Genomic DNA, 13,025 nt, shown 5'->3' with positions numbered 1-13,025 from the left:
CATTATTGTTTTAAATTGAGAGGAGATATGTAACGTGAATAAGACAGCGAATATCAGTCCCTTTGTCAATGAGCCTTTCGTGAATTTCAGTTTGGAAGAGAACAAGCTGACGATGGAAAAAGCAATTAGCAAAATAAAGTCTGAATTAGGTCAGAATATCCCTCTGCATATCGGTGAGAAAAAGGTGTTCACTGAAGATGTCATTACTTCAATTAACCCGGGTAATCTAGATGAAGTCATCGGTTATGTGAGTAAAGCGAATCAGGCACTGGCAGAAGAAGCCATGCAAATTGCGGTAAGCACATTCGAAACATGGAAGAGGGTACCTGCAAGAGATAGAGCGGAGTATTTATTCAAGGCAGCGGCTCTTATGCGGGAACGTAAGCATGAATTCTCGGCACTTATGATTCTTGAATCTGGAAAAAACTATGCTGAGGCCGATGCAGATACAGCGGAAGCCATTGATTTTATTGAATTTTATGCACGTGAAATATTACGGCTCGATCAAATTAATGAAACACAGCCTCTAACCAAGGTACAAGGTGAAGACAATCGCTTAACATATATTCCTCTAGGCGTTGGCGTCATCATACCTCCATGGAATTTCCCGCTGGCTATATGCGTAGGTATGACAACTGCAGCCGTTGTGTCAGGAAACACAGTATTGCTCAAGCCTGCTTCGACGACACCTGTAATAGCTTATAAATTTGTTGCGCTTATGGAAGAGGTGGGTCTTCCAGCTGGTGTTATCAATTTTATACCTGGCAGCGGAGCGGAGGTTGGAGATTATTTAACCTCTCATCCGAAGACCCGTTTTATCAGCTTCACCGGCTCGAAGGAAGTTGGTCTTCATATAAGTAAGCTGGCAGCGAATACATCAGAAGGCCAAATTTGGATCAAACGGCTTATTGCTGAAATGGGGGGCAAGGATGGAATCGTCGTAGATGAGACTGCGAATCTGGATGCAGCGGCACAGGCCATTGTGGCTTCTGCCTTTGGTTTTCAGGGACAGAAGTGTTCTGCTGGTTCGAGAGCGATCATTGTCGACGATGTGTACGATGCAATTGTGGAGAAGGTTAAAGAGCTGACGGAGAAGCTTGTTGTCGGATTACCAGAGCTGAATTATCCAGCAGGACCCGTTATAGATAAGGGCTCTTATGATAAGATCTTTAATTACATCGAAATTGGCAAGGGCGAAGGATCTTTACTAACTGGAGGAAGTCCAGCAGAAGGTAACGGCTACTATATCCAGCCTACCGTATTTGCAGATGTGAAACCAGGTGCCAGAATTATGAAGGAAGAAATTTTTGGTCCCGTTCTTGCTTTATGCAAGGCATCAGATTATAAGGAAGCGATTGAGATCTATAATGATACAGAGTTTGGATTAACAGGTTCTTACTTCTCCTCAGACCAGGATCGTATTGAGGAAGCGCTGGAGACGATGCACTGTGGAAACCTGTATATAAACCGCAAGTGTACCGGGGCTTTGGTTGGAGCACATCCATTCGGCGGGTTCAATATGTCAGGTACGGATTCCAAGGCTGGAGGATACGATTACCTGCTCTTGTTCACACAGGCTAAGCTGACCTCTAGGAAGCTTTAGTTAAAATGAATGAAGATGACTTCGGATATTCCGAAGTCATCTTTTTTTTAGTACAATGACCGTTATAATGTAAAGATATGGATTGCAGGTCCTTAATCCCATGAACGATTTCTGTGATAGAAGGGCTGTCAGATAGGCTGAAAAATGAAAAGAGGTGTTAGCGATGGGGCACATTATAGGCGAACGAATTGTACTAAGAGAATATCGAATGGAGGATTCATCTGCAATACGAAGCTGGGTTAACGATCCGGATATTACGTCTACTCTGAGTGATTTATTTAGGTATCCGCAAAGTATAAAGAAGACGGAAGACTTCATACATATGATGATGGACGGCAAGTCAGATACACACAAGAGCTTTGTCATTGCACATCAGAATACACTGGACTATATAGGTCAGATTGACGTGTTAAACATCTCCTGGAAGAACCGAACGGCCTCGCTTGCGATTGTTATTGGTTCGAAGAAAGATCAAGGAAGAGGTTTCGGCTCTGAAGCGATACGATTGCTGCAAAATCTGGTATTTAATGAGATGAATTTAAATCGGCTGGAGCTCCAGGTGTATGATTTCAATCATGCGGCAATTCATTGCTATAAGAAATGCGGCTTTGTAGAAGAAGGCAGAGCGAGGCAGAAGATTTATCGGAATGGGAAATACAATGATATCATTCACATGAGTATTCTAGAGAGCGAATATGATACATTAGTACAGCGTACGAAGTCGACCCGTCGAAGCACGTGATCTGGAAGGCTGAGATCAATAAGCAGGAAGATGGAAACTTAAAAATAGACGAATAGGCCAACCAATCTACAGTAAGCTATAGCTTTTGACAAAAAACAGACAAGTATTTGTCAAACTTATGCTAATTCTGCGATTACCCGAGAAATAAAACTTAGATGAGAGAGGATAGCGCTTGTGGCAGACATTTATTTTGAGAATATGCGTTTATCTACGGACAGAGAAGCTGTTTCGGACTATGAAGATATTTGCCGTAAGCTGCATGGATATAATGTGCGAGCAACCGGTGGATTGCTGAAAGAGCCTGGTGACAGCATTCATCTCTATTTGAAGAACGAAGCGTCAGAAGTGGTCGGGGGAATATTTTGCGAGACATGGCTGTACGGTCTATATATTGATGTATTTTGGATTGCAGAAGCCTATCGGAGTAAGGGATTCGGCAAACATATGCTGTGCGAAGCCGAGCGCAGAGGAAGAGAAGCAGGCTGTTTGTTTGCGCATACGTCGACTTTTTCTTATCAAGCCCCTTCGTTCTATGAGAAGAACGGGTATGAAGTATACGGAATCAACGATTTATTTCCCGGGGAAATTAAGCAATATTTTCTGAAGAAAAAATTCTGAACAGCACATGAACAAGAGAGAGGGATTAGCATGGTCCATATAGAGCAACTTCAAATGAAGCATCTGCCGCAGCTGGCAGAGCTGTATAAAGAACTGATCGGCGTTAGTACAAACCTGGCGAAAATGGAAGAGACTTATCAAACGCTGCTTGAAGATAAGAGCTATTGTGTGCTGGGTGCTTTTTATGAGCATGAGCTGGCGGGGTCATTGATGGGAATCCTGTGTAAAGATCTGATTGGGGAGTGCGAGCCGTTTATGGTGATCGAAAATGTCGTAGTATCCTCCAAAATCCGAAGACAAGGCATCGGCCGAAAGCTGATGAATGAGATTGAAGTGATTGCCAGACAGCAGAACTGCAGCTATATCATTCTCGTATCCGGCGGACAAAGAGTCGAAGCTCACCGAATGTATGAGTCTATGGGGTATCGTGAAGAGCATGTGGAAGGCTTCAGAAAATTCCTAAAATGAAGTCAGGTGAGGGGGAACACCTTTATAAGGGTGTTCTTTTTTTGTGTGCATTGACAGTACAAAAGTATCTCAGTTACGATATAGAGCAGGAATGTCATATTATGGAATTCTAGGTTTGTGATGTTATCTTCCGAATCAATGGACAACCGAAGGAGGACTGAAGTTCATGGAATCAGGCAAAGTCCACATGGTTAATCGTTCTACGGAATTACTAGCTATAGTAGCCGTCTTTATGTTTATAGCGCTCCACATTTGGTTATTCGTCTCCAGCTTACGTAGAGAATCGGAGATTTTTTGGATATTCTCTTTTTACATATTGTTATGTTTATACTACCTTATCATGATGGCCTGGTATTTCATTAAGTACAAACCATGGAAGCCAGTCGAATTCGAAGTGCTTCCAGACTCTTATCGAGTCGGGCCCAATCAAATCACTGCTTCTGAGATTCAGTTCATTATTGTTAGAGGTTACTTTAATCCATGCATTGGATTACAATTATTTAACAAGAAGAGAACGCCTATGTACATGCGAATTAAATTCCAAGATCAGAAGCAGGAAGATATGATTATGAAAGAGATCAAGGCGATGGCTGAGCGGCATCAAATCCCGGTGAAGAGAGGAAATTTCAGATATTAAATTTAGGTCAGTTCATGTTTCAGATCGGAGATATACGATTGTTCTAAGATAAATTATGATTACTTATAAGGTTACCGATAATGTGAGGGGGGGACAGATATGGAGCTATTCAAACCTACACCCGAGTTTGTGGTCAGTCATAGAAAAAGAATCCGCACGTTAGTGATATTTGGAGTCGCTACGCTCTTATTGGGCCTACTTAATCTGTCAGAGGACGGAGAATTGTTTACTATCCAGTTCATTCTATATAGCGCAGTTTTTGCATTTGAAATTACCATTCTTCTTGCCCAGCTGTCCAAGAAGCCCAAACTATTTAAGCTCGTTAATCATTCGCTGCAGATCGGTGATCGTATTTATCAACCGGAGGATATTAAATCCATCATTATTGAGGAAGCCTTTGGTCCTTCTATCGCAATTAAACCCAAGGGACGCCGAATTGTACCTGTCATGAATGTTTACCGAATAGCGGATGGCACGGATGCAGAGGATGCGTTCGAAACGATTCATGAGTGGGGAGATAAGTTCAACGTCCCCGTACTTACGAAGCGAATATGGACGCTGTGATCTTCTCGAATATCAAATCGAAAAAACTCTAAATCTGCTGAATGCAGATTTAGAGTTTTTTTGTGCACATTTAATTCTAAATATAACACGTCACAATTTACTCGCTGAATATTTCATGACATGAACTATGCTGGATTTCGATCCTGATGCCGAATGGTGAGCCAAATGGACAGAATTAGAATCAATTCAAATACATTGGTTGCCGCCGAGCTTTCGATGGGAATAGGGATCAGCTGCCCGATAAACAATAGAGCCGTCCCAACAAGGAGCCAAGCCCATTTTTGCTTCACGAGGACGAGGATTCCTATCACAAGCAGAATAATGCCTACAATGATAACCATAATGGGTGGACCTGCCTGGCCCTCTGCGCTATATCTCATAACACCATACTCTACCGTGAGAGTAAGATGCTGCACTTCAGCCAAGGTTGAGCTTACGATCTGATAGATAATGAGACCAGCTGTAATCAACCAGGCAGCGATCTGCGTAGCCATCTTACGTCCCCATCTTACACCTGAGCGCTGCAGAATATAATAGCCGGCCAGAACAAGTGTAGGCGTAACAAAAGCATGCAGCCAAAAACGAAGACTGCTCAGTGTCATTAGCAGGTCTCCTTCGCCTATCGCCTCGCCTGCAGCTATGATGCCATTATCGTAAGCAAGGCTAAGTGTAACAAGGAGAAGGAGCAGAGGGTACTGAAGCCACCTCTTCGTTCGTGATAGATCGATCGCCATCCATAAGACGAGGATGATATAAATCAAGCTGATTATAGAGTATATCCAAAAATCCAATCCGCTTCGCCCCTTACTATTAATATGTACTTGGTATTTTTGCTTAACGAATCCTATTCACCAGGAACGGTTCATCCTGAAACCCTTTAATTCCATGACAATGGATCCAATTCTACATGATAGTACACATGATGAATAATTTCTACAAATTTTAAGTATAAATTTCCCTCCTGCCACAAATGATATAGGAAAATACAGGGAGGGAAAGACAGATGTGTAAACGTTATTCACTGGCCGCAGATTTAGATGAGGTGCGTGATCACTTTGCGATACAACGAGTTATGTACTATTACAAGAACCGTTATAACATTAGTCCGACGCAGCATGCTCCGATTATTCTCTATGAGGATGGAGAACGTATCATGGATGAGTATCGCTGGGGATTTATTCCTTTTTGGGGCAAGGATGCTGTTAATGCCGACTTAATGTCCGTTAGTGAGAATGTGACTTACCGCAAAATGGTGGAACAAAAACGCTGTGTTATACCATGCAATGGTTTTTATTATTGGCGTCAGGATGGCAAGCGCAGGTATGCGGTCCGTGTAGTTATGCCAGATCGCTCTATGTTCGGCATTGCCGGATTATATGAGGTATGGAAGGATACGAGGAAGCAGCCGCTCCGTACTTGTACGATGCTGATGGCAGATGCAAACATGACCATTCGTGAGTTTGATCACCGGATGCCGGCCATACTTACGCCAGATCAGATAGACGCATGGCTCGATCCGAATATGACCGAAATGCATCGGATGCTGCCGATGATCAGGTCATTTCAAGATACGTTAATGGATGTTTATCCTGTGACACCTCTTGCCTTCAATGATAATCATGATTCACTGGAATGTGTCAAGGAAGTGGACATGCAGAGAGCGTTGGTTAAGAATTAATTCATTTATGCCAATACTCTGAATCTAAGGAGTCCGGTCTGCATTTATGATGTGGGTCGGACTTTCGTCTTTTTAAAATTCCTTCTGAGGGTAAGAGAAGCATCGTGCAACAAAATTCAAGCAAATTGTCGAAGGTATAGTCCATTAGACGGTTTCAAGTGATCTCATGGCAGGTCCGAAGCAGCTTGAAAGAGTATAATCAAGTTACTATAATTGTTTCAGTAAGGTACTTGTAGTTTATTAGCTCTTTATATCTTACAAATAGGAATGAAGATATAGATTAAAGGAGTGGAATAGAATGAATCCAAAATACAGTCCGATTTTTGAGAAAGTGACTTTACCGAATGGCATTATACTGAAGAATAAAATCGTCTTGGCACCGATGACCCATTCATCCTCGAATGAAGATGGCACCGTATCCGATGCAGAGCTTGCATATTATGCACGCCGTTCTGGAGGAGCCGGGATGGTGGTCACAGCGGTTACTTACGTGACGGAGAATGGAAAAGGGTTTGTAGGCCAATTCTCATCAACCGATGATTCCTTTATACCGAGTCTGACCAAGCTGGCAAATTCCATTAAGGAACAAGGGGCCAAAGCTGTACTGCAAATTTTCCATGGTGGTCGTTTATGCCCTCCTGATGCTGTCGGCGGAGATGTTGTGGCACCAAGTGCGGTGGCGAGTGAAAGACCAGGCTCACCGATGCCTAGAGAACTTGCTGAATCTGAGATCGAGAGCATCATTCAAGATTTTGGTGAAGCGACACGCCGTGCGATTGCTGCCGGTTTTGACGGTGTGGAAATTCACGGGGCTAACGGATATCTCATTCAGCAATTTGTGTCCCCTCATTCCAATCGAAGAGAAGATCGCTTCGGAGGAGATGCACATCAGCGGCTTACTTTTCCGCTAGAAGTAATAGACAGCGTGCAGGCAGCCGTTCGAGAGCATGCCAAAGCTCCATTTATTGTTGGGTACCGTTTCTCTCCAGAGGAGCCGGAAACTCCCGGTTTGACAATGGAGGAAACGTTCATTTTACTCGATGCGATCAAGGAGAAGAACTTGGATTATATCCATGTATCCTTGAATGACTTCTGGTCGAAGCCTAGAAGAGGAGCAGATGATTCGAAATCTAGAATGGAATGGATTCTGGAACGTGTTGGCGGTAAAGCTCCGGTTATTGGGGTTGGACAAATTCACACTCCAGATGAAGCCTTGGCAGCTCTAGAGACAGGAGTTCCGCTTCTCGCGCTCGGACGTGAGCTGATTATTGAACCTGATTGGGTGGAGAAGATTGAATCAGGCAACGAAGAGCATATAGCGGTTCACTTAACGAAAATGGACCAGGAAAGACTGGTTATTCCTGACCCACTATGGAATATGATCATGAATGTACCTGGATGGTTCCCTGTCGTGGACTCAGAGTGAATTAATAGATAACATTTTAGGAAGTGGCTTAATAACTGCCGGGAAAGACTCTTGCATGAGTCCTCCCGGCTGTTCATGTGTTAGGTCTCGCTGTTGATCTTATGTAGACAGGCTATGGTATGATAGGAAGGATTGGAGGTTACAAAATTATGAAGCATCCCTTTACACTAACTGCCGTCTGGAATGGCGGCAGGAACAGCGATGGAACCATTGAAGCGGGTCAGTTAAAGACACAGATCTCCATCCCGAAGGAAATGGGCGGACCTGGAGTTGGAACCAATCCGGATGAAATGCTGCTTGGCGCTGCGGCGACCTGCTACCTTATTACTCTGGCGGCTATGCTGGAGCGTTCATCCCTGGAAACAGAGAGTCTCACTTTGACATCTGAGGCAACAGTAGATGTAACCAATAATATCTTCACCTACGAAGCGATTAAGCATGCTCCTGTGGTTATCTTAACGTCAAAAGCGACACAGGACGATATGGATAAGGCGATTCGTATTGCACACAAGGCAGAGAGCTCCTGTATGATCTCAAGAGCTGTAGCTGGGAACGTACTTATACAGACAGATCCTATCGTGCAAATAGCAGACAATTAAGGAGGAACTTACACAATGACAGCACAATCTCGACTACTCGTATTTACGGGTTCTTATTCGGAAGCAAGCGACCCTGGTATCCATGTTTATGCATTAAATGAACAAGCAGGTGAGCTTACTCTGTTATCTGAGACATCCGGGGTGAAGAATCCGACTTTTCTTCAAGTTGATACCGAACACCAGCGTGTTTATGCGATTGGAGAAATAACAACGGCAGAAGGAACGAAGGCCGGGGAAGTGCTGGCCTATGCAATACATCCAGAGCAAGGCGAGCTTACGCTTATTAACCGTACTCCATCCGCTATTGCTCCTACCTGTCATGTGCAGATAGACCCTGAGTATCAGTATTTGCTCATATCCAGTTACCACGGCGGAGCAGTGAGTCTCGTATCGCTGAATGATGACGGCAGTGTCGGTCAGATGGTAGATTCCAAACAGCACTCCGGCAAGGGGGCTCATCCAGAGCGTCAGGATCGGCCGCATGTGCATTCCGCATTTTTCTCACCGGATGGAAAATATATTATGGTTCAGGATCTTGGACTCGATAAAATATACGTCTACACAATTGACCGTGAGCAGCATAAGCTAGTTCTGCACCGTGAAGTAAGCACACATGCGGGAGCGGGGCCAAGACATTTCGTCTTCCATCCGAATGCACAGTTTGCTTATGTAATTAACGAAGTGGATTCTACCGTTACTTTCTTTACATATGATGCAGAAGCAGGTTCATTGACCGAACAGCAGACGCTGTCTACACTGCCTGAAGAAGGCTATGCTGAGGAGAACACTTGCGCGGAAATTACCGTTTCCAAGGATGGACGATTCCTGTACGGCTCCAATCGCGGACATGACAGCATCGTGGTATATGCGATCTCTGAGGACGGTACGCTGAACACGGTGCAGCATATTTCAACTGAGGGCGGACATCCACGTCACTTTGCATTGACACCTGCGGGTGATCAGCTGCTTGCAGCAAATCGTGACAGCAACAATATTGTTCTCTTCAATGTAGATCAGGAGAAGGGGCAGCTGAGCTATACGGGCAAACAGATCACTTCTCCGAAGCCTGTTTGTGTATGGCCGGTTTATCTGTAATTTGTTCTATTGGTAATACATGCGGGTAGTTTGACTGCTAAAATAAAAAGGCATCTGATCCCTCCTTATACAGATGGAGGGAATCAGATGCCTTTTTATAATAAATTCTATTCTTTTAAAGGAAGCTGCAGAATGTAGCTGTTGGATAAATGCATCAGCTCTAGTGCATTGTTGAATTCTTTCTCGGTTGCTTGTGAATCACTTCCGGTCGTTCCCTTCAGCTTGTGATGCCAGCCGTCCTCAAACCCGCTTCCGGAGATGAAGACTTCACTATTGTTGACAAAGGAACCCGTTGGCAGGTAATAACGCTGCGGCAGCAGGTTGTAATCTTTATTCACGAACAGATCCTGACCAAAGTGCAGATGTTCATCTAATGAGATGCCGAGAAGACCAGCCAGTGTAGGCATAATGTCTGCCTGACCGCCAACCTGCTTCTGTTCTCCAGCTGGCATATCATCTGAAGAAGTAATGATGAATGGAATATTGATCATGTCGGGATAGTCGTATGGATGTCCGAGGAGCTCCTCCAGCAATATCAAATCTTCCTCATTAAGTGATGTGGTAGGCAGTCCCAAATGATCTCCGTATAGCAGGACGATACTATTATCCCAGACTCCACGATTCTTCAAATCCTCGATAAATTTACCCAGCTCACGATCCGCATAGTTCTGAGAACGAATATAGTCACCAACCAGCGTTTCGTCATAACGTTCAGGGAGGGTGATGCCGACTTTCTCCTCAGGCAAAGTAAATGGGTGATGAGCCGTCATCGAGATGACATGCGCATAAAACGGGTTATCCGCTTGATCCATTTTCTCAAGCTCTTCCGCTGTTTTGCGATATAGAACATCATCGGATGCTCCGAAATATACCGTATCTTCTTCTCCAAAGAAGGATTTATCATAGTAGCGGTCAAATCCGAGAGAGCTGTACAGCTCACCGCGGTTCCAGAACTCTACCACATTCGTATGGAATGTCGTCGTCGTATATCCGTGCTCCTTGAGCAGTCTCGGAAGACTCGGTAATTCCTGATCGGCATACCGTTGTACAGCCGCCCCATCAGGAGGGATGTAATACGACGTGTTGACAACAAATTCGGCGTCCGAAGTGTTGCCTTGACCGACTTGCTGATAGAAATTCGAGAAGTACGCATTATTTTTGACCAATTCATTCAGGTTAGGCGTAATTTCCGTGCCGCCGATATGAAGATTGATGAGGAAGTCCTGAAACGACTCCAGCTGAATGATAATGACGTTCTTGTCCTTGGCAATGCCTTCTAGACCAGATGGAGCAGATGTTCCGTCAATTCCTTTTAATTTATTGATTCGTTCTTGCGTGATGCTGGAAACAGGCGCAAGCTCAGGCTCTTCTTGATCCAGCAAAGTATAGGCTTCGTAATTGAAGATGCCCATGTTCTCTGCCTTGACAACCTCATTAAATCCTCCCCGATTGACGTAAATATTGAGCGAAGAAATAATGAGCGAAATACAGAATAACGAAGCAATCAGTTTCTTGTTTACAGGTCTAAGGATCGCCTGCTTCCAGTCAACAGCTGCCTTGCTGCGAATGAGCAGAATACCGAACACAATGATATCCGTAAAGATCAGCAGATATTGTGGATCAATAAGAGAGAATACGCTATTGCTGACAGCGGTAACCTGATTGACCTGTTCAAGTGCCTTATACGTAGCGATCACACCATAGTATTTGTAATAAATAATGACGGCGAAGAAGATCGCGGTAAGCAGCAGATTAAAAATCGTATAGACTATTAATTTTCGCTTGGTGGCAAACCATTCAATTAAACAGAAGATGATAAGTACAAAGGGAAGCTCCTTCAGCATGGTAGTCCAGGAAGGCCCGTTCTCAAATACACCGAACCAAGCAATATAGCTCTTAAGCAGCATAATAAGAGAGAAGAACAGAAGTGATCGTGAACAGACCAATCGGATCACGGCGGCTGTTCTCTGATAAATCGAGGATTTCTCCTCAGGCTGATAATGTGCAGAGGGCTCCTTAAGAGCCTTTGTTTCTTCGACAGGTGGTTTCATGAATATGACCTTGCCAAGGCGCATCAAAAACGGATGGCAAGTGTTTCCCCTCCCCATTACATTCTATGAATCTATTAAAATCGGACAAAGATAAGACAGTAATGCAATTATAGTACAGCTGATTCTTTTTTATCAAATCTGACATTTTTCCATAGATGGAATGCTTTTAAATGCTTGACATATCACATTGGTTACTTCCAGGTAACTACACCACTTCAAAGTGCGTACTTCCTTATTCGTAATCAACAATTATAAAATAGGGTTTGTAATCAATAATAAGGAGAGATGTTCGATATGAAATTACAGTTGGCACTTGATTTGGTAGATATTCCGCAGGCGATTGAAGTCGTTAGAGAAGTGGAGCCTTATATTGATATTGTAGAAATCGGCACACCTGTTGTCATCAATGAAGGTCTTCGCGCCGTAAAAGAAATGAAGGCAGCATACCCTAACCTGGATGTGCTTGCAGATCTCAAAATTATGGATGCAGGCGGATATGAAATCATGAAGGCATCCGAAGCAGGCGCTGACATTATTACTGTCCTGGGTGCAACAGATGATATGACGATTAAGGGTGCAGTAGAGGAAGCGAAAAAGCAAGGAAAACAAATCTTAGTTGATATGATCAACGTTAAAGATATCGAAACACGTGCGAAAGAAATTGACGAGCTCGGCGTGGATTACATCTGCGTGCATACAGGATATGACCTCCAAGCTGTAGGCAAGAACTCCTTCGAGGATCTTCAAACGATTAAAAAAGCAGTGACTCGTGCCAAAACAGCAGTTGCCGGCGGAATCAAGCTGGAAAGCCTGCCTGAAGTCATTGCAGCAGGTCCAGATCTTGTGATTGTGGGCGGAGGTATTACAGGCCAGGAAGATAAGAAAGCAGTTGCAGCTGAAATGCAGCAGCTGATCAAGCAAGGATAAGCGAAAATGACAACAAGAAATGTAGCACAGACACAGCTAATCCTGAATGAGCTGAAGCAAGTGATTTCTCTGCTGGACGTTACAGAGATGGAGCGGGCTGCATCTCTGATTGTACAGTCGAAACGGGTATTTATCGCAGGGGCAGGACGTTCTGGCCTGATGGGCAGAGCCTTTGCCATGCGGTTAGCTCATCTTGGAATTACAGCGTATGTAGTTGGAGAAACGACGACTCCTAGTATAGATAAGCATGATCTGCTCGTCATATGCTCAGGCTCAGGGGAAACGAGAAGTCTTGCGGCTATGGGCGAGAAGGCGAAGCTGCTGGGTGCATCGCTGCTTGTGCTTACAACGAATCCGAATTCAACCTGCGGCGTGCTTGCGGATGGAGTTATTCATATTCAAGCAAAGGCGAAGGAAGAACAAGGAAATAACGAATCATTACAGCCGATGGGCTCACTTTTTGAGCAATCCTTACTGATTAGTCTGGATGGGCTGATTCTTACACTTATGAATCAGATGGACATGAGCGCCGAGCAGATGTTTAAACGGCATGCGAATCTGGAATAGTGCCTCATGCACCTCTTTTGCTGAGTAATGTAAGGTTGTAGTACAATGCT

14 protein-coding genes are annotated in these 13,025 nt (G+C 44.1%); 12 read left to right on the top strand and 2 right to left on the bottom strand.

Annotation, left to right across the window (positions count from 1 at the left end):
* The first annotated feature begins 34 nt into the window (after window positions 1-34).
* The 6 genes from pruA (at window position 35) to BLW49_RS01305 (ending at window position 4,632) form a co-directional block, all read left to right on the top strand.
* Window positions 35-1,603, top strand: coding sequence for an L-glutamate gamma-semialdehyde dehydrogenase (gene pruA, locus BLW49_RS01330; protein WP_090722783.1), 1,569 nt, complete (start codon window positions 35-37; stop codon window positions 1,601-1,603).
* A 163-nt stretch (window positions 1,604-1,766) separates the two neighbouring features.
* A complete protein-coding gene (locus BLW49_RS01325; protein WP_090722782.1) occupies window positions 1,767-2,345 on the top strand; it encodes a GNAT family N-acetyltransferase in 579 nt (192 codons plus the stop codon).
* Window positions 2,346-2,519: 174 nt separating this feature from the next.
* Window positions 2,520-2,963, top strand: a complete 444-nt coding sequence (locus BLW49_RS01320) for a GNAT family N-acetyltransferase (RefSeq protein ID WP_256209531.1) — start codon at window positions 2,520-2,522, stop codon at window positions 2,961-2,963.
* A gap of 30 nt (window positions 2,964-2,993) precedes the next feature.
* Entirely contained in the window at window positions 2,994-3,431 is a 438-nt protein-coding gene (locus BLW49_RS01315; protein WP_090722781.1) for a GNAT family N-acetyltransferase, read from the top strand.
* Window positions 3,432-3,597: 166 nt separating this feature from the next.
* Window positions 3,598-4,068 carry a hypothetical protein gene (locus BLW49_RS01310; protein ID WP_090722780.1) on the top strand — a complete coding sequence of 157 codons (471 nt, stop codon included), beginning with the start codon at window positions 3,598-3,600 and terminating at the stop codon, window positions 4,066-4,068.
* Window positions 4,069-4,167: 99 nt separating this feature from the next.
* A complete protein-coding gene (locus BLW49_RS01305) occupies window positions 4,168-4,632 on the top strand; it encodes a hypothetical protein (protein WP_090722779.1) in 465 nt (154 codons plus the stop codon).
* A 125-nt stretch (window positions 4,633-4,757) separates the two neighbouring features.
* Here BLW49_RS01305 and BLW49_RS01300 read toward each other — a convergent pair whose 3' ends face one another.
* Window positions 4,758-5,423 carry a hypothetical protein gene (locus tag BLW49_RS01300; RefSeq protein WP_090722778.1) on the bottom strand — a complete coding sequence of 222 codons (666 nt, stop codon included), beginning with the start codon at window positions 5,421-5,423 and terminating at the stop codon, window positions 4,758-4,760.
* A 212-nt stretch (window positions 5,424-5,635) separates the two neighbouring features.
* Here BLW49_RS01300 and BLW49_RS01295 point away from each other — a divergent pair, with 212 nt between their 5' ends.
* From BLW49_RS01295 to BLW49_RS01280, 4 genes are all read left to right on the top strand, one after another.
* The gene (locus BLW49_RS01295; RefSeq protein ID WP_076310997.1) at window positions 5,636-6,310 is read left to right on the top strand and encodes an SOS response-associated peptidase; all 675 of its coding nucleotides are present in this window, start codon (window positions 5,636-5,638) and stop codon (window positions 6,308-6,310) included.
* Between the two features lie 298 nt (window positions 6,311-6,608).
* On the top strand, window positions 6,609-7,736 hold the full coding sequence (locus BLW49_RS01290; protein WP_090722776.1) for an NADH-dependent flavin oxidoreductase: 1,128 nt from the start codon (window positions 6,609-6,611) through the stop codon (window positions 7,734-7,736).
* 149 nt (window positions 7,737-7,885) lie between these two features.
* Entirely contained in the window at window positions 7,886-8,335 is a 450-nt protein-coding gene (locus tag BLW49_RS01285; RefSeq protein WP_090722775.1) for an OsmC family protein, read from the top strand.
* Between the two features lie 15 nt (window positions 8,336-8,350).
* The gene (locus BLW49_RS01280; RefSeq protein ID WP_090722774.1) at window positions 8,351-9,430 is read left to right on the top strand and encodes a lactonase family protein; all 1,080 of its coding nucleotides are present in this window, start codon (window positions 8,351-8,353) and stop codon (window positions 9,428-9,430) included.
* Window positions 9,431-9,537: 107 nt separating this feature from the next.
* Here BLW49_RS01280 and BLW49_RS01275 read toward each other — a convergent pair whose 3' ends face one another.
* Entirely contained in the window at window positions 9,538-11,337 is a 1,800-nt protein-coding gene (locus BLW49_RS01275; protein WP_256209619.1) for an LTA synthase family protein, read from the bottom strand.
* A gap of 438 nt (window positions 11,338-11,775) precedes the next feature.
* Between BLW49_RS01275 and hxlA the strand changes: the two genes are divergently transcribed.
* Together hxlA and hxlB are read left to right on the top strand one after the other, a co-directional pair.
* A complete protein-coding gene (gene hxlA / locus BLW49_RS01270) occupies window positions 11,776-12,408 on the top strand; it encodes a 3-hexulose-6-phosphate synthase (RefSeq protein WP_047909555.1) in 633 nt (210 codons plus the stop codon).
* 6 nt (window positions 12,409-12,414) lie between these two features.
* On the top strand, window positions 12,415-12,975 hold the full coding sequence (gene hxlB, locus BLW49_RS01265) for a 6-phospho-3-hexuloisomerase (RefSeq protein WP_090722773.1): 561 nt from the start codon (window positions 12,415-12,417) through the stop codon (window positions 12,973-12,975).
* The last annotated feature ends 50 nt before the right edge of the window (window positions 12,976-13,025 follow it).

Source organism: Paenibacillus sp. PDC88 (genome assembly GCF_900106725.1).
Taxonomy (GTDB): Bacteria; Bacillota; Bacilli; order Paenibacillales; family Paenibacillaceae; genus Paenibacillus; species Paenibacillus shunpengii.
Note: the sequence above shows the minus strand (reverse complement) of the source record. Positions and strands in the feature narration are given on the sequence as shown.